The sequence below is a fragment of the Cellulomonas fimi genome, from assembly GCF_012952065.1.
In the GTDB taxonomy this organism is placed as follows: domain Bacteria; phylum Actinomycetota; class Actinomycetes; order Actinomycetales; family Cellulomonadaceae; genus Pengzhenrongella; species Pengzhenrongella fimi_A.
This window is the reverse complement of sequence record NZ_JABCJJ010000020.1, coordinates 34563-57958: the sequence shown is the minus strand read 5'-3', so window position 1 is coordinate 57958 and position 23396 is coordinate 34563. Positions and strand designations below refer to the sequence as shown.

19 protein-coding genes are annotated in these 23396 nt (G+C 71.4%); 13 read left to right on the top strand and 6 right to left on the bottom strand.

The window, feature by feature from the left end; all coding sequences use genetic code 11:
* Positions 1–92 precede the first annotated feature (92 nt).
* Both HIR71_RS12270 and HIR71_RS12265 read right to left on the bottom strand, forming a co-directional pair.
* Positions 93–1949, bottom strand: coding sequence for a S8 family serine peptidase (locus tag HIR71_RS12270; RefSeq protein ID WP_311836259.1), 1857 nt, complete (start codon positions 1947–1949; stop codon positions 93–95).
* Between the two features lie 274 nt (positions 1950–2223).
* Positions 2224–3198, bottom strand: a complete 975-nt coding sequence (locus HIR71_RS12265; RefSeq protein ID WP_169325354.1) for an AAA family ATPase — start codon at positions 3196–3198, stop codon at positions 2224–2226.
* 696 nt (positions 3199–3894) lie between these two features.
* Here HIR71_RS12265 and HIR71_RS12260 point away from each other — a divergent pair.
* A complete protein-coding gene (locus tag HIR71_RS12260; protein ID WP_169325353.1) occupies positions 3895–6042 on the top strand; it encodes a DEAD/DEAH box helicase in 2148 nt (715 codons plus the stop codon).
* Between the two features lie 150 nt (positions 6043–6192).
* Here HIR71_RS12260 and HIR71_RS12255 read toward each other — a convergent pair whose 3' ends face one another.
* Complete coding sequence (locus HIR71_RS12255; RefSeq protein WP_169325352.1) at positions 6193–7674, bottom strand: gluconokinase; 1482 nt, start codon at positions 7672–7674, stop codon at positions 6193–6195.
* Between the two features lie 85 nt (positions 7675–7759).
* Here HIR71_RS12255 and HIR71_RS12250 point away from each other — a divergent pair, with 85 nt between their 5' ends.
* From HIR71_RS12250 to HIR71_RS12225, 6 genes are all read left to right on the top strand, one after another.
* Positions 7760–8530 carry a copper homeostasis protein CutC gene (locus tag HIR71_RS12250; protein WP_249051830.1) on the top strand — a complete coding sequence of 257 codons (771 nt, stop codon included), beginning with the start codon at positions 7760–7762 and terminating at the stop codon, positions 8528–8530.
* Between the two features lie 282 nt (positions 8531–8812).
* The gene (locus HIR71_RS12245) at positions 8813–9499 is read left to right on the top strand and encodes a hypothetical protein (protein WP_169325351.1); all 687 of its coding nucleotides are present in this window, start codon (positions 8813–8815) and stop codon (positions 9497–9499) included.
* Positions 9500–9634: 135 nt separating this feature from the next.
* The gene (locus tag HIR71_RS12240) at positions 9635–10561 is read left to right on the top strand and encodes a cytochrome b/b6 domain-containing protein (protein ID WP_169325350.1); all 927 of its coding nucleotides are present in this window, start codon (positions 9635–9637) and stop codon (positions 10559–10561) included.
* Positions 10562–10690: 129 nt separating this feature from the next.
* Positions 10691–11656 (top strand): manganese catalase family protein, encoded by a 966-nt coding sequence (locus HIR71_RS12235; RefSeq protein WP_169325360.1) that lies wholly within the window; start codon positions 10691–10693, stop codon positions 11654–11656.
* 290 nt (positions 11657–11946) lie between these two features.
* Positions 11947–14457, top strand: coding sequence for a beta-glucosidase family protein (locus HIR71_RS12230; RefSeq protein ID WP_169325349.1), 2511 nt, complete (start codon positions 11947–11949; stop codon positions 14455–14457).
* Between the two features lie 184 nt (positions 14458–14641).
* Positions 14642–15046, top strand: coding sequence for a hypothetical protein (locus HIR71_RS12225; protein ID WP_169325348.1), 405 nt, complete (start codon positions 14642–14644; stop codon positions 15044–15046).
* Between the two features lie 62 nt (positions 15047–15108).
* Here HIR71_RS12225 and HIR71_RS12220 read toward each other — a convergent pair whose 3' ends face one another.
* Together HIR71_RS12220 and HIR71_RS12215 are read right to left on the bottom strand one after the other, a co-directional pair.
* Positions 15109–15489 (bottom strand): type II toxin-antitoxin system death-on-curing family toxin, encoded by a 381-nt coding sequence (locus HIR71_RS12220; protein WP_169325347.1) that lies wholly within the window; start codon positions 15487–15489, stop codon positions 15109–15111.
* Positions 15486–15692: a hypothetical protein gene (locus tag HIR71_RS12215; protein WP_169325346.1), complete on the bottom strand. Its 207-nt coding sequence runs from the start codon at positions 15690–15692 to the stop codon at positions 15486–15488. Before HIR71_RS12215 ends, HIR71_RS12220 begins: the two co-directional genes overlap by 4 nt.
* A 126-nt stretch (positions 15693–15818) precedes the next feature.
* On the opposite strand from HIR71_RS12215, the gene HIR71_RS12210 reads away from it, so the two are divergent.
* The 6 genes from HIR71_RS12210 to HIR71_RS12185 all read left to right on the top strand — a co-directional run bounded on the left by HIR71_RS12210 (position 15819) and on the right by HIR71_RS12185 (position 22471).
* Positions 15819–18590 carry a winged helix-turn-helix domain-containing protein gene (locus tag HIR71_RS12210; RefSeq protein ID WP_169325345.1) on the top strand — a complete coding sequence of 924 codons (2772 nt, stop codon included), beginning with the start codon at positions 15819–15821 and terminating at the stop codon, positions 18588–18590.
* A gap of 129 nt (positions 18591–18719) precedes the next feature.
* Complete coding sequence (locus HIR71_RS12205) at positions 18720–18968, top strand: hypothetical protein (RefSeq protein WP_169325344.1); 249 nt, start codon at positions 18720–18722, stop codon at positions 18966–18968.
* Positions 18969–18994: 26 nt separating this feature from the next.
* On the top strand, positions 18995–19762 hold the full coding sequence (locus HIR71_RS12200; protein WP_169325343.1) for a DUF4386 domain-containing protein: 768 nt from the start codon (positions 18995–18997) through the stop codon (positions 19760–19762).
* Positions 19759–20643: an NAD(P)-dependent alcohol dehydrogenase gene (locus tag HIR71_RS12195; RefSeq protein WP_169325342.1), complete on the top strand. Its 885-nt coding sequence runs from the start codon at positions 19759–19761 to the stop codon at positions 20641–20643. Before HIR71_RS12200 ends, HIR71_RS12195 begins: the two co-directional genes overlap by 4 nt.
* On the top strand, positions 20640–21611 hold the full coding sequence (locus tag HIR71_RS12190) for an ABC transporter ATP-binding protein (RefSeq protein WP_169325341.1): 972 nt from the start codon (positions 20640–20642) through the stop codon (positions 21609–21611). The genes HIR71_RS12195 and HIR71_RS12190 overlap by 4 nt, the downstream gene beginning before the upstream one ends.
* Positions 21608–22471 carry an ABC transporter permease subunit gene (locus tag HIR71_RS12185; protein ID WP_169325340.1) on the top strand — a complete coding sequence of 288 codons (864 nt, stop codon included), beginning with the start codon at positions 21608–21610 and terminating at the stop codon, positions 22469–22471. The genes HIR71_RS12190 and HIR71_RS12185 overlap by 4 nt, the downstream gene beginning before the upstream one ends.
* Before the next feature lie 73 nt (positions 22472–22544).
* Here the strand turns inward: HIR71_RS12185 and nagB are convergent, their stop codons facing one another.
* Entirely contained in the window at positions 22545–23330 is a 786-nt protein-coding gene (nagB, locus tag HIR71_RS12180) for a glucosamine-6-phosphate deaminase (RefSeq protein ID WP_169325359.1), read from the bottom strand.
* Between the last annotated feature and the right edge of the window lie 66 nt (positions 23331–23396).

The following is a 23396-nucleotide window of genomic DNA, read 5'->3' as shown; positions in this document are numbered from 1 at the left end:
AAGCACGTCGAGGTCTTCCCGATGGGCAGTGTGAGAACTCCCATCATCGGAAGGCCTCGACCTCTACCCGCCCCGCGACGCGCCGCACACCCTCACCGCCGGACTACACCCCCAACTGCGAAGAGCCTGTTAACGCCGGGCTGAAGATTTAGCCGTCGACGATCGCCGATGATGTCCGACGGGTCGTCCGGGTCCTGACGTTGGAGGATGGCAGCCAGTTCGTCGGGATCGATGTCTCGATACACGTCAAACTTAATTGTGCCGGCGAGGTACTCACGCCGTTGGCGTCGCACGGGCGGGTCGAAGGCGAGGGCGACACTAATGACCCTGTCTCGGCGGCTGCCTCGACGAAACTCCTCAGGCACGGGCAAGGGATGTATCTGAACCGTGTCGACGGGCATTGAGCCGTCATATGTCATGGTGACGCGTGTAGCCTCGCTGGTGGTTGCCCGCTCAACGGTCGGCAGTCCTAGCCCGTAGACACGGCTGCGGCGGTGATGTTCTTGTAGCGTCTTGGCCGGCCCAGTGGGTTCAGCGCCACTCGCGAGGAGCGCGCGGATAAGGTTTGCGGAGGCGTCAGGATAGGTATATGCGATGTCTGCCGCGACTCGGGCGACGGCTGGCGCGGCGAAGCTTGTGCCGTTCACGGCTGCGAAGAGTTGACCGCCAGAACCTTGGGTCGAAGTGCTGACGAGGGAAGCGCCCAAGTCGTTCTGCACGACATTTCCAACGTCATTGATGACGGTGTTTCCGCCGTAGTGGGTCACGTCAGGCTTGTTTGCCCGCCGGCTGCTGGTCCCGAGGCCAGGGCCGCTGCGACTGAAGGGCGCGGCCTCGTCGGCGTCGGCTGCCGCCAGCCACCCCACTCTGCCCGGTAGCTCTGCTGGTGCGCCGCTCAGTGCTAGCGCTCCTACCGTGACGGCGAGGGCAGCGGGGCCGGGCTCCGCCAACCGATGCTCAGGGCTGAAGAAGTACTCGGGTTTGTCGTTGATTATGTGGTGACCGCTGTGGGTGCGGGCGTCGAGGCCTGCCGGCGCGTTGCCCGTCGGGACGACGACCACGACGCCCAACTCGCGAACGAGGTCGTCGATCGTCTCGGTAAGGGGCCCAACGTGGAGGTCGTTGAAAGGCTCGGAGTATCCGACCGACAAGTTGAACACCCGAACCCCGTAGGTTCCGTGCAGGTGGCGGATTGCGTGATCGACTAACTCGTGCGGTGTCGCGAACGTTGGAAACCGCGGTGGGTGGCCAGGTCTAGCGGGATCGGGCTCGAGAATGCGAACGACTCTGACTGCTCCGACCGCAGTTAGCGGAAGCGCGTCGCGCAGCTCCTCGTGGAGCCTGGGGAAGGCGACCCGACCGACGACCTCTGTGCCGTGTGTGCCGCGCTGCTGCCACTGATAGTCGGGTGGACCAAGGGACTCGTCTGAAAGCACCAGCCCGGCTAGCAGGGGATGCGACGACTCGGGTGAGTCGTCGAGCACTCCGACCACTTCACTTTGCTGCTGAGCCCTAGTGAGTGCTGCGATGTCAATGCTACGCCAGTCGCGGAAGTCAAGGAACGGCACGGGAGGGGTTCGGACCAGCTCGACGACGCTCGTGTTGAGGAGGTCGTCCAGTCCAAGTGCAGTAGTCGCAACGCGAAGATAGCTTCTACGTGCCGAAACCGACCGAAGTAGAACTTCACCGCCGTTCTGCGTGACGATCGTCTCAACGATGGCTGCTCGACGTTGCGCCTCTGCGTATGCTGCCGACGGCCAAACCGCCACATCGATGACGCGTGTACCTGCGAAATTGTGCTCGAGCGAGTCTAATCCTGGACCGGTCCGGTCACCAGGCCCATATGGTTCAATGTTGTCGATCTGATTAAAGAATGAGCGGAGTTCGCCTGTCGCCGCGTAGAGCTGAAGGGCCGCATGGAGGGATTCTCCGTGGTCGCTGGCCAGCACGAAGTACGTATAGTCGACAGTCTCGCCGAGGATCTGAAGTCCGCGCCCTTCAAATGCTGAATCCTCCGGCCGGGATCCTGCCCTGATCTTGAAGACGAGGTCAGGGTCGACACCCGCGTTTAGCTGGCGCGGGGCGCGGGCGGTCTCTAGTTGGTCACGTAGATGGTGCCCGTGATCCCCCTGTTGCCGGCTGGGCGCCCCTCCGCCAGCAGGACTCGTGCGTCGGGACCCGGTGGGCCGGGGCGCAGGCAAAAGAAGATGCTCGGGCACCGCTTCACCAGGGCCGCGAGGTGATCAACGGCAAGGCCTTCTCTGCGTCTTCGCGCTCGACAACCGGCGAGTTCCGCAAGAGGGCATTTCGCCGGGCGTCAAGGACCATCTTTTCCGCCGCGGCGTGAGGCAGTCCTCTTAAGGTGCTCGCGTAGCGATCGATTTCCATACCTGTGTGCGAGACGCTTCTCAGTCGTAGTCGGATTAGTCGCCGTATTTGATGGACGGAAGGGAGGCCGAACGAAAGCACTTCGTCAAACCGCCGCCAGAGCGCCTCGTCGAGAAGCGTCGGATGGTTTGTGGCGGCAAGCAGGAGGCTAGGCCCTCGATATCGGTCCGTCATCTGCAGAAAGGCTGTCACGACACGCTTCATTTCACCGTGCTCGGAAGCGTCGTCACGGGATCGGCCTAGCGCATCGAACTCGTCGAAGAGCACGACAAAGGGCGCTTGATCTGCATAGTCCAAGATGCGTCGCAGGTTGCTCGCGGTCTCTCCAAGGTATGAGGACACCACTGCGTCGAGCCGTACGATAAGCAGAGGGCGGCCGAGCTCGCCCGCCACCGCTTCGGCCGCTGTTGTCTTTCCGCAGCCAGGCGGTCCCTGTAGGAGGAGTTTTTGTCTCCGCGGTATTCCTGCGGCATCCAACGATGGCCACTTACGAACTTCGTCCACGATGCCCTCGAGCGCCGTGGCGACGTTTGGGTGGAGCACAAGATCATCAAACAGACGGTTTGGCTCCCGGACCTCACCGAGATCCCACTCGCCTTCGCGGTCTTTCGGTGGTAGAGGCACCACGACGGTCGATCCGGAATCTACCGGGCGGCCGCCTGCAACAAGGAGCTTCTGGAGGTCGCGCGCCAGGGCGTTGTGATGCTTTGCCTGTTCCTCCTCGATGATCTCCAGGGCCGCGCGACGGAAGGCTAGGTCGTCCCGCGCGTGGTACGCACGGAAGATCTCCTTCAACTGTCTGCCGGCCACACGGGCATCCTAGAGGGAGGCACTGCCATCGCCCCGCAGGCTCGTCCCTCCGTCGCTGGACTCCTGGCCGCGCGGAGGGCCGGCGGCGCGCCCAACGACGAAGGTTCGCTTGCCGAGGGCGGGCGGGCGTGCGTGGTCAGCGTGTGGTCAGCGCATACGACAGATCGTTGTCATCCGACGAACTACCCGCGTGTAGTTCCGCAGGTCAGCGCGTTCCGTGTGGACCAAGATCGAACTCCTAGAGCGGGTGTCGGCAGTTCGAATCTGCCCCGGCGCACAGGGTGTTTGTGCAACTCAATGGCGGGTGCTCACCGAGGCCGGGCTCCGGTGCACCTCTCGGTGGCGCGGCTTCGGCTGGCACGTGGTCGGGTTAGAGCGCTGACGCTCGATCCTGGGATCCAGCTATCGGAGTGATTGCAGCACCCGTCGCGGTACGCTCAGGTCCTCCGTCGATCGAGCGTGCCCGTTCGTGCCACGTGGCGGTTCACGGAGATGTTCTGCGGCGGCTCACCATGGCGTGAGGCCGGTCCAGCAGATGGGAGCGGGGTTGCCGCAACGCGGCCCGGGGCCGCGATCCGAGCGCCCTGGCTCTCACTGCCTGCGGCTGCGGTCGCGGCCCTCGACGCCGACGCTCGCGGGGCGCCCGAGCCGCGGGCTGCCCCTCGGCGGCAGCGCCGACGCAACGAAGGAGGAGATGTGGGACGACCAGCACAACGCCGGTCCGGCCGCGCGCGTACCGACCCAGGTGCGCAGCGCCGTCGTCCCCCGCGTCCCTCCGAGGAAGGCCTCATCCCGGTGCTCGCGGGGGTCGCCCGCGAGGTCGACGGCGCCGTGCAGCGACCGCCGACGCGCCCGGCGGTGCGGACCAAGTTCCAGGTCGTGGCTCTGCTCGTCCGCGAGGAGCGGGACCGGGTGCGGGCCGACGGCGCCCTGACCCCGTCCCAGCGGACGCAGCAGCTCAAGCGGCTCGACGGCGTGGCGACCCTCCTGGCCAAGATCGCCGCCCGTGACACCTCGCTGCTCCAGCTGCTCGCTGACGATGCCCGGGTCTCCGACGCGGCGCGCTCCTTCAAGGCGACCGTGATGCGCGCCGGCGGACTGGAGCCGCCCGAGGAGCCCGAGCCTGCTCCGCCGACCGCGCCGGAGCCCGGCGCCGAGAAGCGGGTGGTGCCCCGGTCGGTGATCTCGCGCCGGCTGGCGAACCCGTTCCTCGCCCCTGACTTCGAGGCCGCGGCCGAGCGGACGGCGGCGCGGGCCCGTCGGCTGGCCGGCTGGGAACTGCTCGAGCCGCTCTTCCGGTCCTTCGAGTACGCCGGCCCCGGCGCCCCCGCCTGCATGCCGCTTCCCGAGGGCGGCCCGGTGTTCGCTCCCCCCGGCCGCGAGCTGATGCCGCACCAGGCACAGGTCGTCGCGGCCGCCGCCGGTGGCCATCGCACGTTCCTGCTCGCCGACGAGCCCGGGCTCGGCAAGACGGCACAGGCGCTGCTCGCCGCCCAGGCGGCCGACGCCTTCCCGCTGCTCGTCGTGGTGCCCAACGTGGTGAAGGCGAACTGGGCGCACGAGGTCGGGATGTGGACGCCGCTGCGTCGGGCCACGGTGGTCCACGGCGACGGCGAGCGGGTCGACGCGTTCGCGGACGTCGTCATCGTGAACTACGAGCTCCTCGACCGGCACGTCGGCTGGCTCGGCGACCTGGGCTTCCGGGGCATGGTCGTCGACGAGGCGCACTTCATCAAGAACAAGGGCTCCCAGCGTTCCCAGCACGTCCTCGCCCTCTCCGAACGGATCCGCGCCCGGACCGCCCGGCCGCTGCTGATGGCGCTCACCGGCACCCCGCTGATCAACGACATCGAGGACTTCCGGGCGATCTGGCAGCTCCTCGGGTGGATCGACGACACCAAGCCGCTGGGCAGGCTCATGACCGCCCTCGAGGACACCGGGCTCACCCCGGCCGACCCGGGGTTCTACGCCGCGGCGCGGACCAGCGTGATCGACATGGGCATCGTGCGGCGTCGCAAGGTCGACGTGGCTGCCGACATCCCGGCTCGCCGGGTGGCGGACCTGCCCGTCGAGCTCGACGGCGCCGTCGGCCGCTCGCTCCGCGCCGCCGAGGCCGCGCTCGCCCAACGCCTGGTCAGCCGCTACCGGTCGGCCGTGGAGGCGCGTACGGACGACGCCGTCGCGGACGGGATCGACGTCGCGCTCGCTCGACGGGTGGCTGCGGCGGAGCTCAAGGACTCGAGCTCGAAGGCCGGTGGCGAGAACGTGTTCACGATGGTCCGTCGGATCGGTCAGGCGAAGGCCGGGTTGGCGGCCGACTACGCCGCCCAGCTGGCCCGCAACGTCGGCAAGGTGGTGTTCTTCGCCAAGCACGTCGACGTGATGGACCAGGCCGAGCAGACCTTCGCCGACCGCGGGATCCGGTACGCCTCGATCCGCGGCGACCAGACGCCCAAGGCGCGCGAGAAGAACATCGCCGCGTTCACGAACGACCCCGACGTGCAGGTCGCGGTGTGCTCGCTGCTGGCCGCCGGCGTGGGGTTGAACCTCCAGGTCGCCTCCAACCTGGTGCTGGCCGAGCTGTCCTGGACCGATGCCGAGCAGACCCAGGCCATCGACCGGGTCCACCGGATCGGCCAGGCCGAGCCCGTCACCGCGTGGCGGATCATCGCCGCGCAGACCATCGACGCGAAGATCGCCGAGCTGATCGACAGCAAGTCGGGGCTGGCCGCCCGGGCGCTGGACGGGGCGCGCGACGAGGACGTCTCGTCGTCGACCGACGTGCAGCTCGAGGCTCTGGTCGGGCTGCTCACCGACGCGCTCGCCGCCGAGGGCGTGGACTGAAAGGAGTCAGCGCTTTCCGTAGGACGAGCTGACCGGGAGGCTGGCCGGCGGTTGCTCGCGTGTACCCGGGTACATGCTCGCTCGTCTGGCAGACGCCGCAGCAAACCTCTCCGGTGCGTGAGCACCCATAGATGACCTATACCTCTCTCATCACCGCCCCACGACGGCGTCGTACACCTCGGCAAACCGAGCCACCCGCTCCGCGTAGTAGTCGGCCCGACCGCCGACCGGCTCGTACGTGGCACCCGTCGGGCGCGGGGCGCGGGGCGTGGACGGCGCCAGCACGTCGAGCGCCAGCAGGGCAGTCCCGCGGAGGGTGGACCGCTTGAGCGTCACGTGCGTGACCGGCCTGCCCAGGACGTCGGCCAGGATCTGCAGCCAGTCCGGCAGGTCGTTGCTGACCCTGCCGGAGGCCACGATCTGCGCGGCCTGGGGTGCGGCGGGTTCGAGCTCCGCCGCGACCCGCGCGTACGTGATCGCGATCCCCTCGACCGTCGCGCGGAAGAGCGCCGCGCCGTCGGTGGCGGCGGTGACGTCGGTGATCACGGCCCGGGCGTCGCCGGCCCAGTGCGGCGCGCGCTCACCCGTGAGGTACGGGAGCACCAGCGGCGTTGCGGGCGACGGAGGGATGGTCACGACGCGGCCGAGGTCTCCGTCGAGGCGCAGGGCGCTCGTCGCCCAGGCGATCGCGCGGCCCACGTCGTTCAGCGCTCCGCCGAGCAGCGTCCGGTCGGCGTCGACCCGGTAGTTCCACATGCCGAAGGGCAGCGGACGCGCGGGTCCGGGGAGCAGGACCCGCAGCGCGCCGCTCGTGGCGGTGGCCGCCGCCATGACGGTGGGATCGGTCGCGCCCGCGCCGACGTTGCTGGCGAACCCGTCGGTGAGGGGCGCGAACCAGCGGGCCTCGGCCAGCGCCGGCCACCTCGGCGCGGCGGCCGGGCGCACCGTGTCCGCGACGTCGTGGATCGGCGAGAACTGCTCCGCCCGCGCTCCGGCCGCCTCGACCAGCTCCTGATCGAGCCCGCCGGTGTGCCGGTCCAGCAGGCCGGTCCAGGCCGCGGTGGAGGTACCGGCCGCGTTGACGCCGATGAGGCGCCGGTAGACGTACTCGCCGAGCGACCACCAACCCGCCGCCGCCGCGAAGGTGCGCGGGTCCGACCTCGCGAGCCACCGCAGGCGGGGGGCGTGGTAACTCGTGTGGATCCTCGTCCCCGTGCGGTCGTGCACCGCCCTCTCGTCCAGCTGCGCGCGCAGTGCCGCGACCTCACCGGCGCACCGGGAGTCGGCGTACGTCAGGCAGGGCGTCAACGGCCGACCCTCCGCGTCGACCCCGACGAGCGACGCCGCGAACGTGTCCATGGCAACGCCCCCGATGCGGGTGCCCAGCGCGCCGTCCCGGGTCAGTGCGTCGATGATCTGCTCGATCTCCGCGGTGACCTGATCGGGGTCGATGACGGAGGTGCCGTCGGGCGCGACCGTGAAGGCGTGCGGCACCTTGTGCTGCAGACCCGTCACCGGGCGGCCGGTCGCGTCGTAGATCCCGCCGCGGCTCGCCGTCGAGCCGACGTCGACCGCGAGCACGAGCGGGTCCTGCGCGGCGCCGAGTGCGACGTCGTCGACCGGTCGGGTCATCGCGGACCTCCTGTTCGACGGGGGCGGGCGGTCCTTCTGACCCTAACCAGTGGCCGTTCGGCGGGCGGACCGGGGACACTCGACCATGTCCCCTGCAACCCCCGGCAACCCCCGGCACCGCGCCCGCATGATCGCCGTCGAGATCGCGACCCAGAGCCTCCAGGGTGCGCGCACGGCGTTCACCGCCGGCGCCGACCGCGTGGAGCTGGGCAGCGCGCTCGGGCTCACGGGCGGCCTCACCCCCGGCGGCGGCCTGCTGCGCGCGGTGCTCGACGTCGGCATCCCGGTCCACGTCCTCGTGCGCCCGCGCCCGGGCGGGTTCGTGCACGACGCCGACGAGGCCGACGTGCTGCTCGCCGAGGTCCGCCATGCGGTCGCGGCGGGTGCGGCCGGCGTCGTCTTGGGGGCGCTGACGCCTGACCTGACGCTCGACGAGCCGCTGATCGCACGCCTCGTGGAGGCCGCGGCCGGCGCGGAGGTCACCTTCCACCGCGCGATCGACGTCGTCGACGACCCCGTGGCCGTGATCCGGCGGCTCGACGCGCTCGGCGTCACGCGCGTCCTCACGTCCGCGGGGGCGGCGCGGGCGGTCGACGGCCTGACAGGCCTGGCGGCGCTCGTCGAGCACGCGGGGTCGGTCCAGGTCATGGCCGGTGGAGGCGTGCGCCCCGGGGACGTCGCCGCCCTCGCGAGCACCGGCGTCGTCGGCGTCCACCTCTCCGCCCGGGCCGAACGGCCCGACCCCGGACCGGTCGGGCCGGGCGGCGGGACGCCGGCCCCGCTCGAGACCACCGACGCCGACCTCGTGCGGGCCGCGGTCGAGGCGGCGCGGAGAGTCGAGCCACGGGAGCGGTAGCGCGCGGCTCCCCGCGCATTGCCGCTCGGTACAACGGGTGGCGGGCGCTGCCGAACGCCGGGTCCGACCGGCCGGGTGCGGCGCTCGCCCCGGCCGCGCGCAGGCGGCGGGCGGCGCGCAGCCCGGCGGCGAGGTCGCGCTGGTCGAGGACCGCGAGCGCCACGTCGACCGTGACGGAGGTGGCGTTGGCCGGGGTGTCGTATCCCGCCCGGCCGCGCCTGCCCCTCACTCGAGGAAGCGTGTCGGCATGGCGCGCGACGAGTGAGGAAGAAGGAACCTCCCATGGCGCTCGGACAGCAGCTCTCACCCACGCAGACGCTCGTGACGTTCGCCCTCTGGGCGCAGCGCAACGGGTACGCGGTCGGTGAGATGCACGGGTTCTCGGCGGTCCACCCCGTGCATGCGCAGGGATCGTGGCACTTCGACACCGACGGCGGCTTCGGCAAGGCCGCCGACATCAACAAGAACGGCCCGGACGAGCGCGACCGGCTCATCGCAGCGCTCGACCACGCCCAGGAGCTGGGGCTCGCGGTGATCTTCGCGCGGGACGGCGTGGAGGGAGTGGCCGGGAAGCACAAGAATCACCTGCATGTCGACGTGGGCCCGTTCAGCCACCTGGGCGCGCAGCCGTTCACGCCCCGGGGCGGTGGCGACGCCGTGACCGAGGCGCTCCAGCAGGCGGTGCGCGCGGTCCCCGACCAGGTGTGGGGTGCGGACACCGACATGCGTCTCGAGGCCGTGAAGGCCGCCAGCAACCTCATGGGCGTCTCCTTCCCGCACGGCGTCGAGTTCGCACAGCGCGCGGTCGGCGTGGTCGACGACGGCGTCTGGGGCAGGGACTCCCGCGGTGCCCACGACCGCGCGACAGCGGCGATCCAGCGCGCGCTCGGTCGCCCGGCCACCGGGATCTGGGACGACGCGCTGGTTGCTGCGTACGCCCATGCTCGCGACCTCCGGAGCCGCGCCTGACCTCGCGCCCGGGGAAACGCCCGGTCCGGATCTGCACCTCCGCGATGCGGCCGCTGCGTAGGCTTGCGGGCACCCTGGCCGACCCGCCCGCCCGCGCCCCCACGCGCGGCGTCCGGGCACCCGACGAAGGACCACATGACGACGACCACCAGCAGGCCCACCCGCCCGTGGGTCCGTGCGGCGACCGCGGCCGTGGTCGCGCTCGTAGCCCTCGCCGCCGTCGTGCTCCTGGCGCGGTGGCTCATGACGGTTCCCGCGGTCGCCGACTTCGTCGAGCGCTATCCCGGCGTCGGGGGCACCTCCGAGGCGGCTCCGGTCGGGCTGCCGGCGTGGCTCGGGTGGCAGCACTTCCTGAACTTCTTCTTCCTCGCGCTGATCATCCGGACGGGCTGGCTCATCCGGACCACGGGGCGCCCCGAGGCGTACTGGACCCGGGACAACAAGCGGTTCATCCGGACGAAGGGCGCTCCGACCAAGATCGGGATGACCCTGTGGCTGCACCTGTCGCTCGACGCGCTGTGGCTGCTGAACGGCGTGGTCTTCGTCGTCCTGCTGCTGGTCACCGGCCAGTGGATGCGCGTGGTCCCGACGAGCTGGGACGTCGTGCCGCACGCCCTGTCGGTCGGGCTGCAGTACCTTTCCCTGGACTGGCCGACGGACAACGGCTGGGTGCGCTACAACGCGCTCCAGGTCCTGGCCTACTTCGTGATGATCTTCGTCGCCGCCCCGCTCGCCGCGATCACGGGGTTCCGCATGTCCGCGGCGTGGTCCAAGCGCTGGACCCGCGCGAGCAAGAGGTTCCCGCTCGACCTCGCCCGGCGCCTCCACTTCCCGGTGATGGTCTACTTCGTCCTCTTCATCGTCGTGCACGTCACGCTCGTGCTCGCGACCGGGGCGCTGCGCAACCTCAACCACGTCTACGCGGCCCGGGACGACGGCGGCTGGCTCGGGTTCTGGTACTTCGCCGCGTCGCTCGTGGTGGTCGTCACCGGCTGGGTGCTCGCGCGTCCGGTGTTCCTCGGACCGGTCGCGTCCCTCACGGGCAAGGTGACCCGGCGCTGAGGGCCACCCCTCCGAACGGCTCGAGATGCCGGTCCACCCGCGCCGGGTGACCATGATCAGGTCCCGATGGTGGCAGCGCCGCACACCGTTCGACCGGCCACCGTCCCGTGGAACCTCCCGGAGGTCGGCATGTACCTGCACGTGCAGCGGCTCATCAACGAGATCGTCCCCGACGAGCCGGACCCGGCCGCCGCCAACGCGCTCCAGGAGGGACTGGGCGGCCAGTTCGGCGAGATGCGGACGATGATGCAGTACCTGTTCCAGAGCATGAACTTCCGCGGCCCGGCCGGGAAGCCGTACCGGGACCTGCTCCAGGGCATCGGGACGGAGGAGATCAGCCACGTCGAGCTGATCGGGACCACGATCGCCTGGCTGCTCGACGGCTCGCCGCGCTACAACGGCAAGAAGACGGACCCGCTCGACACCCCGGGCGCGGGCGGCGCGACGCCGCTGAGCATCGCGCTCGACCACAGCAACATCCACCACTACCTCGTGGCCTCGCAGGGCGCGCTGCCGGTCGACGCCGCGGGCAACCCCTGGTCGGGCACCTACGTCTACAACTCCGGCAACCTCGTGCTCGACCTGCTCTACAACCTCATGCTCGAGTCGACGGGACGCCTGCAGAAGTGCCGCATCTACGAGATGACGGACAACAAGACGGCCCGCTCGACGATCAGCTACCTCATCGTCCGCGACCAGGCGCACGAGAACGCCTACGCCCGCGCGCTCGAGACGCTCGGGGTCGACTGGGGCAAGGTCCTGCCCATCCCCAAGACGAACGCCGAGAAGTTCCCCGAGGTCAAGAAGCTGCTCGACCTGGGCCTGCAGAGCAAGCAGTACTCGTTCGACCTTACGGGCGCGTCCGAGGCGGGCAAGATCTTCCGCGGGATGTCGCCGTCGAAGGACGGCACCGAGCTCGACGCGACCGAGCAGGCGCCGGCGGGCGTGCCGATCACGATCGCCGAGGAGCGGTTCGAGGAGTTCTCGCCGGGGCTCGACCCCGAGCTCCTGGCCCTCATCCAGGCGACCGCCGACATCGAGATGGCCGAGGTGCTGCCGGTGTTCGGGCCCATCCCGCCGTCGGACCCGACCTGACCCGCGACACCGTCGCTGGCCGCCGACGCGGCGCCGAGTGCGACGTTGCGCCGGTCACCCGCGCGCGATGACCGGGGCGACGTCGCACTCGGCGGGGTGGGCCGGATCGGGCCGCGCAGGAGGCGTGGCAACAAGCGGCAACCGCTTGTTCACCCGCCCGGACCGGAGCAGCGTGGACCTCAGGCGACTCCGGCGCTGCGGGGCCCGGCGCGACGGAGCGTATGGCGCAGCAGGCGTCGCCAGGGGGCACGGTCCGCCCCCGCCCGCCACGGTCGAAGGAGACCACGCACATGGCCCGACACTCCCGGCGTCGGCGGCTGGGGTTCCTCGCCCTCGCTGCCGCGCTGCCGTTCTCGCTCGTCACGACCGGCGCCGCGGGCGCAGGCACCGCCGCGACCGCACCGGCGGTCGGCGCACAGGCCGCGGCGCCCGCCCATCCCTGGATGGACACCTCGCTCAGCCCCGAGCAGCGCGCCGCGCTCCTGCTGGACGCGATGACGCTCGACCAGAAGCTCCAGCAGCTCACCGGCGCGATGCCCGAGATCCTCCCCGAGCTGCCGCAGTGCTACGGCGGCCGGCACGTCACCGGGATCGCGGAGCTCGGCATCCCGACGCTGCGCATCACCAACGGGCCCGTCGGCGTCGGGCAGAACGACTGCATCGACCCGGCGGTGGCCACCGACCCGACCAAGCCCTGGTACGCGGCGTACACGGACCCGTCGTCGGCCAAGGCCACCGCGCTGCCGTCGGGCCCGACGGTCGCCGCGTCGTTCGACCCCGCGGTGGCGGGCCAGTTCGGTGACGTGATCGCGACCGAGATGAACAACCTGGCCCTGCACGTGTTCGAGGCGCCCGGCCTCAACCTGGCACGGCTGCCGGTGCTCGGCCGCAACTTCGAGTACTTCGGCGAGGACCCGTACCTCACGGGCACCATGGGGGTCGCCGAGATCAGGGCGGTCCAGGACCAGGACCTGATCGCGATGGCCAAGCACTACGTGGCCAACGAGCAGGAGACCAACCGGATGACGATCCAGACGACCGTCGACGAGCGGACCCTGCACGAGCTCTACCTGCTGCCGTTCGAGATGGCCGTCAAGGACGGCGACGTCGCCTCGATCATGTGCGCGTACAACTACGTCAACGGCGTCTCGTCGTGCGAGAACGAGTACCTGCTCACCGAGGTGCTGCGCGACCAGTGGGGCTTCGAGGGCTACGTCCAGTCGGACTTCTTCGCCACGAAGAGCACGGTGGCCACGCTGCTCGCCGGCATGGACCACATGATGCCGATCCCGCAGCAGTGGGCGCCGGAGCTGCTGACGGCCGCGCTCGACGCGGGCGAGATCCAGGAGTCCGACATCGACCGCGCGCTCTACCGGCGCTACGTGCAGATGTTCACGTACGGCATCTTCGACCGCCCGCTCGTCCAGACGCCGATCGACTACGTCGCCGGCGGCGAGCGGGCACGGGAGATCGGGACGCAGGGCGCCGTGCTGCTGCAGAACAACGGCGCGCTGCCGATCGACCCGACCGTCGAGGAGATCGTCGTCATCGGCAAGGCGTCGCAGGTCTACGCGCAGCAGGCGGTCGCGGGCGGCGTCATGGTCGGCCAGCCCATGGGCGCGGGTGGCGGGAGCTCGGACGTCGTGCCGACGTACACCGTGGCGCCGGTCGAGGGGATCCAGGACGTCCTGGCGAACCTCGGCTCGACGGCCGACGTGCGACTCGTCCTGGTCGACGACGCGAACACCAGCGCGACGGTCGACGGCGTGGAGGTCAGCTTCGAGGCCGCGCTGGCCGAGGCAGCCGACGCCGACGCCGTCGTCGTCATGGCCGGCACCATCGCCGAGGAGGGCGCCGACCGGACGACCTTCACCGACCCGACCGGGCAGCAGCGGGTCGAGGTGGGCGACAACCTCGACTGGTACGTCGACCGGCCGAACACCACCGCCACGGTCGCCGGGACCAACATGGCCAGGAACAGCAACACCGTCGCCATGATCACGGCCGTCATGGGCGCGTCACCGACGATGGCCGGGAAGACCGCGCTGGTCCTCAAGGACAACGCCGGGGTCGAGCTGGAGCCTGCGCTCGTCGGGGAGCAGGGCCCGGCCATCCTCGAGGTGTGGTTCCCCGGCCAGGAGGACGGGCACATCGTCGCCGACCTGCTGCTCGGCGTGGCGAACCCGTCCGGGAAGTCGCCGTTCACCTACCCCTACGCCGGCAAGGGCTTCATCGACCGTGCGTCCGAGCTGCAGTTCCCGGGGGTGCTGGTCGAGGGGGCGCAGACGGTCGAGTACACGGAGCGGCTGAACATCGGCTATCGCTGGTACGACGCCAACGTCAGCGGCGACTGCGCGCACGCCGCCGACGGCTCCAACCCGTGCGTCGCGTTCCCGTTCGGGCACGGCCTGTCGTACACCGACTTCGAGATCTCGGGCCTGCTCGCGACGCCGAAGCGGACCGACGGGTCCAAGACGATCCGGGTGCTCGCGACGGTCGAGAACACCGGCGACGTCGCGGGTGCCGAGGTCGTGCAGGTCTACCTCGGGGTCCCCGCGGCGGGGGAGCCGCCCAAGCGGCTCGTCGCGTTCGAGAAGGTCTGGCTCGAGCCTGGCCAGAAGAAGCGGGTCAAGCTCGAGATCGACCCTGACGCGTCGAACCACCCGCTCTCGGTGTGGGACGCCGCGGCCGACACCTGGACGACCCCGCTGGGCGAGTACCAGGTGTACGTCGGCAGCTCGTCGCAGGACGCGCACGGCCTGACGCAGGCGATCACGGTCCGCGACCCGAAGCGGCGTTGACCGCCTCCTGATCGACTGGCTGGCGTCGCGCATCGAATCGGCCGGCTTGAACGGGGAAGTCCTTCACATTCTCGAGAGCGACGCAGCCCAGCACGGACTCAGGCGAGTCGCGTCCTTTTTCGTCCAAGAGGGCCAGGAGTGGTGGGCGGCGATCGAGACGAATGCGCCGTCGCACGAGAGTCGGATGTGGGCCCGCGCGAGCATCCGCGACGGGGTGGCCACGTTGCGGTTTGCCATGGACTCGTACTCGGCCCGTCAGATCGCGATGTTGGTCGTGACGACCATCGCGTCGTGGCCAGGTATCGACCGTCGCGATGTCACGCGCTGGTACCAGTACCTCAGTGGCGGCCCCGCCGAGGGCGTGCTGCTCGAGATCGCAGGGATGCGGGATCACGAGCTGTACGTCAACAGCCGGTACCCAAACCTTGATCCGTCGGCGGTCAACGACACGGCTACAGCAATTCTTGAGCACTTCGGCGTGCGAATGAGCCTCGGGCATATCCGTGGCGACGCGCTGCTCATGCGAGCCGCTGGTAGTAGGTATCCGAAGCCGATTGAGCAGGGACTTGTCGATCAGCTCTGCGGCTGATCGCGACGGTAGTGGCAGGCAAATTCGTGAGTAACCGGCGAGCTCGATGTCGCGCCTGGCAGTCACAGCACCGTGGCGCGCTCTTCGAGCCACTTCGCCAGGTCGTCCAGCTCGAGATGCACATCCCCGGCGACCTGCCGGATGTAGGCGTCACCCTCGACCGGGTCGATCGTGAGCGTGTGGCCGTTGAGCGCGTACAACAGCATCACGAGCAGCACCGACAGGCGCTGGTTGCCGTCGTGCAACGGGTGGGAGCGGTTGATCGCGTCCAGCAGCGCTGCGCCCTTGCGATGGATGCCCTCGTACGCCTCGACCCCCCAGACCACCTGAGCCGGCCGGGCGAGCGCCGAGGCGAGCGCTCCGACGTCGCGGATCTGCAGACCCAGCCGCTGGCAGATGTCCTCGGCATCGGCGATGTCCGGGTACGCGTACGCGTGGCTCACTTCGACAGGCGCGACAGCAGCTCGCGGTTGTCCTCGATCAGGTGACCGATGATCTGGGTCCGTGCCGCTCGGCGCGCGGTGAACGCGGCCCGGTCGCGGATCGCCAGGATCGCGACGTCGTTCATCGACCGGTGCTCGAGCTCGGCCTGCTGGCGGAGGGCCTGAGCCGTGTCGTCGTCGAGGCGCAGTGTCAGGGTGGGCATCGTCGGTGCTCTGTTCTCTGGGAGGCGCTGAGAGTGTCGGTCTCCGAGGCGTCGGAGACGTCTGGTTTCACTGTGAAGCCACGATAGCCTCGCGTCGGTGTCACCGCGAGAGCGAGGGAGGTCACCATGACGGGCCCGATCCTCGAGACCAAGCTCCACGTCCCCCGACGACGGCGCAGCGTGGTGTCGCGCCCGGCGCTCACAGCCCGCCTGGACAGTGGTGCGGAGGCCACGCTGACCCTCGTCTCGGCGCCCGCCGGGTTCGGCAAGACGACGCTCCTCGCCGACTGGCTGACGGTCGCGCCCACCGACCGCCGCGCCGTCGCCTGGCTCTCGCTCGACCGGCGCGACAACGACCCCGCGGTCTTCTGGCGCTACCTCGTCGAGGCGCTCGAGCGGGCGGCACCCGGCGTCGGCGTCCGCGCCGTCGCGCTGCTCGGGTCGCCGCAGTCGTCGCGCGACGAGGTCCTCGCGACCCTGCTCAACGACCTCCAGGCCGTGCCCGACGACGTCGTGCTCGTGCTCGACGACTACCACGTGGTCGAGTCGCACGACGTGCACGAGGGGATGGCGTTCCTGATCGACCACCTGCCCCGGCACGTCCACCTCGTCATCGCCGGACGCGCCGATCCCGCGCTGCCGCTGGGTGGGCTCCGGGGGCGTGGTGACCTGGTCGAGGTCCGCGCGGCCGACCTGCGGTTCACGGCCGGCGAGGCGGCCTCGTACCTCACCGAGGTGATGGGGCTGGCGCTGACCGCGGACGACGTCGCCGCCCTCGAGAGCCGGACCGAGGGCTGGATCGCCGCGCTCCAGCTCGCGGCGCTGTCGATGCAGGGACGCGCCGACGCGCGCGACTTCATCACGGGGTTCGCGGGGGACGACCGCTACATCGTCGACTACCTGGTGGAGGAGGTGCTGCAACGCCTGCCCGACGACGTCCGGGACTTCCTGCTCGAGACCTCCATCCTGAGCCGGCTGACCGGGCCGCTGGTCGACGCCGTGACCGGGCAGGTCGGCGGGCGGGGTCGGCTCGAGGAGCTCGACCGCGCGAACCTGTTCCTCGTCCCGCTCGACGACCGGCGCCGCTGGTACCGGTACCACCACCTCTTCGCCGACGTGCTGCACGCCCGTCTGCTCGACGAGCAGCCCGACCGCGTCCGCGAGCTGCACGCGCGGGCGAGCGGCTGGTACGAGCACGCGGGCGACCTCCCCGAGGCGATCCGCCACGCGACGGCCGCCGCGGACCACGAGCGCGCGGCGGACCTCGTCGAGCGTGCCGTGCCCGCGACACGCCAGGCCCGCCAGGAGACGACCCTCCGTCGCTGGCTCGAGGCCGTCCCGGACGACGTGCTGGCCGACCGGCCCCTGCTGAGCCTCGTGTTCGCCGGCACGCTCCTCCAGCACGGGGAGCCGGCAGGCGTGGAGACGCACCCGCGCGTGGCCGAGCGCTGGCTCGAGGCGCTCGACGCCGGGCACGTCGCCCGGGCGGACGCCGGGGCCGACGTCACGGGCCCGGCCGCCGACGTCGTGCGCAGCGTGCGAGGCGGCGTCGCCCTCTACCGCGCGGCACTCGCGAGTCTGGGCGGCGACGTGACCGGCGCGATCGCGCACGCCGGGAGCGTGCTGGAGGTCACCGGGCCGCAGGACGCGGCCGAGCGCGGGTCGGCGGCCGGGCTGCTCGGGCTGGCGTACTGGGCGAGCGGCGACCTGGCGTCGAGCCACCGGTGGTGGTCCGAGTCGGTGGCGAACCTCGAGCGGGCAGGGCTGTACGCCGACACGCTGGGGTGCTCGATCGCCCTCGCCGACATCCGGATCACCCAGGGTCGGCTGCGGGACGCGATCGGCACCTACGAGCGGGCGTTGCAGGTGGCGACCGCGCACGGCTCCCCGCTGCTCCGCGGCGCAGCCGACATGCACGTCGGGCTGAGCGGGGTGCTCCGCGAGCGCGGCGAGCTCGACGCCGCGCGGCACCACCTGGCGACGAGCTCAGCGCTCGGCGACCACCTCGGACTGCCGCAGAACCCGTACCGGTCGCGCGTGGCGACGGCGCGGCTCCGTCTCGCGGAGGGCGACGCGCTCGGCGCCCTCCCGCTGCTCGACGAGGCGGAGCGGCTGTACGCCGGCGACATGTTCCCCGAGGTGCAGCCCGTCGCTGCGTGGCGCGCGCGCGCCTGGGTCGCGGCCGGACGGCTCGACGCCGCCGTGGCGTGGGTCCGCGACCGGGGCCTCACGGTCGACGACGACCTGGTCTACCTCCGCGAGCTCGAGCACGTCACGCTGGCTCGGGTGCTGCTCGCCCAGCACGCGGCCGGGGATGCGGAGCCGGCCGGGTCGCGCGGTGGACCGGCCGCCGAGAGCCCGCTCAACGCGGCGGTGCGACTCCTCGAGCGGCTGCTGCGGTCCGCCGAGGAGGGGGACCGGGTCGGGACCGTCCTCGAGGTCCTCGTGCTGCAGGCGCTCGCTCACCAGGCGCAGGACGACGGCGCGGCCGCGCTGGGCTCGCTCGGGCGCGCGCTCGCGCTCGCGCAGCCCGAGGGCTACGTCCGGGTCTTCGCGGACGAGGGGCCGCCCATGGCCGCGCTGCTGCGCGCGGCCGTCCGTGCGGGGGTGGCGCCCGAGTACACCCGTCGGGTCCTCGGCGCGACCACGCAGGCGTCCGACGTCGTCGGGCCCGCTGCGCAGCCGGGGCTGGTCGAGCCGCTGAGCGCCCGTGAGCTCGAGGTCCTCCGGCTGCTGGCGACCGACCTGGACGGCCCCGACATCGCCCGGCGACTCGTCGTGTCGCTCAACACCGTGCGGACCCACACGAAGAACATCTACGCCAAGCTCGGCGTGAACAGCCGCCGGGCCGCGGTCCGCCGGTCGCACGAGCTGGGCCTCGTGCCCCCCGCGGGCTGAGCCCGTCCCGCGTCGTCGGGCACAGGATCACCACCCGGATCACCACACCTGGTGATCCGCCCTCACCACCCCCGCCCCTACGTTGCGAGCACTGACCAGACGTCAGGCGCGACGACAGGGGAGACGGCGATGAGCCAGCGGTACGAGATCCGCGTCCGGGGTCACCTCGATGCCCGCTGGATCGCGTGGTTCGACGGGCTCGAGCTGCGCCGCGATCCCGACGGCACCACCACCCTCCACGGTCCGCTCGCCGACCAGGCAGCGCTCCACGGCGTGCTGCAGAAGCTGCGCGACACCGGTCTGCCCCTGCTCTCGGTCACGTCGGCGGGCCCGCACGGCGCCGAGGGCCCGGCGACCCCGACCACCACACCCCGATGACCCCCGCTCTCCGAGAGGACACCACCATGGCCACCGCCGCACCCCCCACGCCGCGCACCACGACGGCGGAGGTCCGAACGCGGTCGCTCCGCAGGATCGCGCTGCTCGCCGGCGCGCTGTACCTCGTCACGTTCCTCGCGTCGATCCCGGCCGTCTTCGTCCTGGACCCGGTGCTGAACGACCCGCAGTACGTCGTCGGCCCGGGCGCCGACACCCGGGTGACCTTCGGGGCCCTGCTCGACATCGTCAACGCGCTCGCGTGCATCGGTACCGCTGTGGTGCTCTTCCCCGTGGTGAAGCGGCAGAGCGAGGCGCTCGCACTCGGCTTCGTCGCCGCGCGGGTGCTCGAGGCCGCGATCATCTTCGTCGGCATCGTCAGCCTCCTCGCCGTCGTGACGCTCCGGCAGGACCTCGGCGGAACCGCCGGTGCGGACCCCGACGCGCTGGTCACCACGGGTGCCGCGCTCGTCGCGGTGCGCGACTGGACGTTCCTGTTCGGACCGGGCCTCGCGGCCGCCAACGCCCTCCTGCTGGGAACCCTCATGTACCGGTCGCGGCTCGTGCCCCGGGCGATCCCCGTGATGGGGCTCGTCGGGGTGCCGCTCCTCCTGGCGTCCAACACGGCGACGATGTTCGGCGTCAACGAGCAGCTCTCCCTGCTCTCCGCGCTCGCCCTGCCGGGGATCTTCTTCTGGGAGCTCTCGCTGGGCCTCTACCTGGTGATCAAGGGCTTCCGGCCGTCGCCCGTCACGGCGGGGTTCGGCGCGACCTCCTGGGACGAGGTGTCCCGATGAGGGCCGCGGTGTACCGCCGGTTCGGCGGTCCGGACGTCGTGCGGGTCGAGGAGGTGCCGACGCCCGCGCCCGGCCGGGGCGAGGTGCTCGTCCGGGTGCACGCGAGCACGGTGAGCGCCGCCGACCACCGCGCTCGCAGCCGCGACGTCCCGCGCGGGCTCCGCGTCCTGGCGTCGGCGGGGATCGGAACGTTCCGTCCGAGCCGGCGCGTGCTCGGCATGGACGTGGCCGGTGTCGTGGAGGCCGTCGGCCCGGGTGCCACGCGCTTCGGCCCGGGTGACGAGGTCGTCGCGATGCTCGGCGGCCGGTGCGGCGGGCACGCGGAGTACGCCGTCGTGCCCGAGGGCGGCGCGATCACGCGCACGCCGCGCGGGATGACGTCCGAGGAGGCCGTGACGCTCGTCTTCGGCGGGATCACCGCGCGGGCGTTCCTGCGGCAGGTGGACCTCCGGGCCGGCAGCACGGTGCTCGTCACCGGCGCGTCCGGTGCCGTGGGCACGGCGGTCGTGCAGCTCGCGGCGCACGCCGGGGCGCGGGTGACCGCCGTCTGCCGCGGGACCCACCGCGAGATCACGGACCTGCCGGGGCTGCTCCGGGCGGCGACGCGGCGCCGCTCACGCGGGAAGCGGCTCGTCGCGGGCCCCGGGCCGTGGCGGGCCGAGGACCTCGCGTTCGTGGTCGCCCTCGCGGAGCAGGGCCGCTACCGGGCGGTCGCCGACCGGACCTACGACCTCTCCGAGGTCGCCGAGGCGCACCGCTTCGTCGACGCGGGGCGCAAGAAGGGCAACGTCGTCCTGCGCATCGCGGGCGGCGGCGCTCCCCAGCAGGACGGCCGATCCGCCCGGACCGGCCGAGCGACCTCCCGAGAGGCAGCGTCATGATCGAGGCCCACGAGCTGACCAAGCGCTACGGCGACAAGACCGCCGTCGACCACGTCAGCTTCACCATCGCACCCGGCACCGTCACGGGGTTCCTGGGACCCAACGGCGCCGGCAAGTCCACGACCATGCGGATGATCGTGGGACTCGACCGGCCCACCGCGGGCACGGTGACCGTCAACGGCAAGCCGTACGCGAAGCACCGCAACCCGCTCAGCGAGGTCGGCGCGCTGCTCGATGCCAAGGCCGTGCACACCGGCCGCAGCGCGCGGTCGCACCTGCGGACGATGGCCGCGACGCACAACATCTCGACGAAGCGCGTCGACGAGGTCATCGAGATGACGGGCCTGACCGGCGTCGCGCACAAGCGGGTCGGCGGGTTCTCGCTCGGCATGGGGCAGCGGCTCGGCATCGCGTCGGCGATGCTCGGCGACCCGCGGACGCTCATCCTCGACGAGCCGGTCAACGGCCTCGACCCCGAGGGGGTGCAGTGGGTGCGCCAGCTCGTGCGGCTGCTCGCGGGGGAGGGGCGGACGGTGTTCCTCTCCTCGCACCTCATGAGCGAGATGTCGCAGACCGCCGACCAGCTGCTGGTCATCGGCCGCGGCCGGATCATCGCGGCCGGCCCGGTGCAGGAGGTCATCGACTCCGTGATCGGCGCGACGGTGCGCGTGCGCTCGCCGCGCCTGCCCGAGCTGGCCCGCCTGCTGGAGCGGGACGGCGTCACCCTCACCCCCGCCGACGACGGCGCGATCGACCTGCACGGCCTCACGCCGGCGCAGGTCGGCGACACCGCGGCCGCGCACGGCATCCCGATCCACGAGCTGAGCCCCCAGAAGGCGAGCCTGGAGGACGCCTACATGAACCTCACGCAGGACGCGGTCGAGTACCACTCGCACGCCACCGCGGCCGCCCCGGTCGCCACCGACACCTCCGCCGGCACCGCCACCCAGAAGGGCCAGAACCGATGAGCGCCGTCGCTGCTGCTGCTCCCGCCGCCGTCGTCCCGGAGCGCGCCGCGCTCCCGACCCTCAACGCCCACCGCACGTTCGCGGGCGTCATGCGTGGCGAGTGGATCAAGCTGCTGTCGCTGCGCTCGACCTGGTGGGTGCTGGGCGCGACCGTGGCGATCATGACGCTCGTCTCGTTCGCCGCCGCGATGTCGCTCGACGTCATGGCGGAGGACCCGCTCACCGCACCCGCGCTCGCCCAGATGCACGGCGCCGAGATCGTCTCCGGCGGCTCGCAGATCGGGGTGGTCACCATCGCGGTGCTGGGCGCGCTCCTGGTCACCGGTGAGTACTCGACGGGCATGATCCGGTCGACGCTGGCCGCCGTGCCCACCCGGCTCCCGGTGCTGGCCGCCAAGGCGATCGTGCTCGCCGTGGTCACGACCGTCGTCACCCTGCTGAGCATGGCGCTGTCGTACCTCGTGACGACGCCCCAGCTCACGACGTACGACCTGGTCCCCGCGCTCGACGACTCCCAGACGTGGCAGATCCTCGGCGGGACGGTCTACTTCCTCGTCGCCGCGGCGTTCTTCGCGCTCGGGGTGGGCACGGTCCTGCGCTCGACGGCGGGCACCGTCACCGTGGCGCTCACCGTCCTCCTGCTGCTCCCGGGCACCCTCGGGTTCATCACCCTGGACTGGGTCGAGACGATCGTCAGCTACCTGCCGCTGCCCGCGGCGAGCGCGTTCCTGTCGACCGGCGACATGTCGGAGCTCGGAGGCAGCCCGCTGACGGCGACGGCCGGTCTGCTCGTGGTGGCGGCCTACGCCGTCGTCCCGCTGGTCGCGGCCGCCGTCCTGATGCGCCGCCGGGACGCCTGACCCCACGCGCGACGTCCGCACTCGATGGGGTCAGAGCCCCACGGAGTGCGGACGTCGCGGCGGCGCGGAGACGTCAGAGTCCCTGCCAGTCGGGCTTCCCCTCGTAGGCGGCGCGGTAGTACGAGCTCAGCTGCAGCCGGCTCGCCGCGGCCTCGTCGACCAGGACCGTCGCGTGGCGGTGGAACTGGAGGATGCTGCCGGGCCACATCGCGCTGACCGCGCCCTCGACCATGCGGTGCACCGCCTCGGCCTTGGCGCTGCCGGTCGCCACGAGCACGACGTGCCGGGCCTCCATGATCGTGCCGAGGCCCTGGGTCAGGCAGTGCCGTGGCACGGCGTCGACGTTGTCGTCGAAGAAGCGGGCGTTGTCGATGCGGGTCTGCGCCGTGAGCGTCTTGAGGCGCGTGCGCGAGGCGAGCGAGGAACCCGGCTCGTTGAACGCGATGTGCCCGTCGGTCCCGATGCCGAGGATCTGCAGGTCGACGCCGCCGGCCGACGCGATCGCGGCCTCGTACTGCGCGCACGCGGCGGGCAGGTCGTCGGCCAGGCCGTCAGGCGCCTGCACGGCGCCGGGCGCGAAGTCGACGCGGCCCGCGATCTCCGTCTGGAGGACGTTCGCGTAGCGCTGCGGGTGGTCCGGGGTCAGGCCGACGTACTCGTCGAGCGCGAAGGCACGGGCCCGGGCGAACGAGACCTCGCCCGCGTCGTGCCGCCGCGCGAGCTCGTCGTAGACCTTGAGCGGGCTCGACCCGGTCGCCAGGCCCAGCACGGCGTCGGGCTTGCGCGTCAGCAGGCCGGTGAAGGCGTCCGCCACGATGCGGGCGATGTCCTCGGCGTCGGGCCGGATGATGACTTCGATGGCGAGCCTCCTAGCAACGTGACGCTCCCGGTGGAGACGTCGGTGACGGTTCCAGCGTGCCGCAAC

Coding starts and splice junctions, on each gene's coding strand:
- HIR71_RS12255 (WP_169325352.1), bottom strand. CDS start 7,674: ATGACCCGACCGGTCGACGACGTCGCACTCGGCGCCGCGCAGGACCCG.
- HIR71_RS12250 (WP_249051830.1), top strand. CDS start 7,760: ATGTCCCCTGCAACCCCCGGCAACCCCCGGCACCGCGCCCGCATGATC.
- HIR71_RS12245 (WP_169325351.1), top strand. CDS start 8,813: ATGGCGCTCGGACAGCAGCTCTCACCCACGCAGACGCTCGTGACGTTC.
- HIR71_RS12240 (WP_169325350.1), top strand. CDS start 9,635: ATGACGACGACCACCAGCAGGCCCACCCGCCCGTGGGTCCGTGCGGCG.
- HIR71_RS12235 (WP_169325360.1), top strand. CDS start 10,691: ATGTACCTGCACGTGCAGCGGCTCATCAACGAGATCGTCCCCGACGAG.
- HIR71_RS12230 (WP_169325349.1), top strand. CDS start 11,947: ATGGCCCGACACTCCCGGCGTCGGCGGCTGGGGTTCCTCGCCCTCGCT.
- HIR71_RS12225 (WP_169325348.1), top strand. CDS start 14,642: ATGTGGGCCCGCGCGAGCATCCGCGACGGGGTGGCCACGTTGCGGTTT.
- HIR71_RS12215 (WP_169325346.1), bottom strand. CDS start 15,692: ATGCCCACCCTGACACTGCGCCTCGACGACGACACGGCTCAGGCCCTC.
- HIR71_RS12210 (WP_169325345.1), top strand. CDS start 15,819: ATGACGGGCCCGATCCTCGAGACCAAGCTCCACGTCCCCCGACGACGG.
- HIR71_RS12205 (WP_169325344.1), top strand. CDS start 18,720: ATGAGCCAGCGGTACGAGATCCGCGTCCGGGGTCACCTCGATGCCCGC.
- HIR71_RS12200 (WP_169325343.1), top strand. CDS start 18,995: ATGGCCACCGCCGCACCCCCCACGCCGCGCACCACGACGGCGGAGGTC.
- HIR71_RS12195 (WP_169325342.1), top strand. CDS start 19,759: ATGAGGGCCGCGGTGTACCGCCGGTTCGGCGGTCCGGACGTCGTGCGG.
- HIR71_RS12190 (WP_169325341.1), top strand. CDS start 20,640: ATGATCGAGGCCCACGAGCTGACCAAGCGCTACGGCGACAAGACCGCC.
- HIR71_RS12185 (WP_169325340.1), top strand. CDS start 21,608: ATGAGCGCCGTCGCTGCTGCTGCTCCCGCCGCCGTCGTCCCGGAGCGC.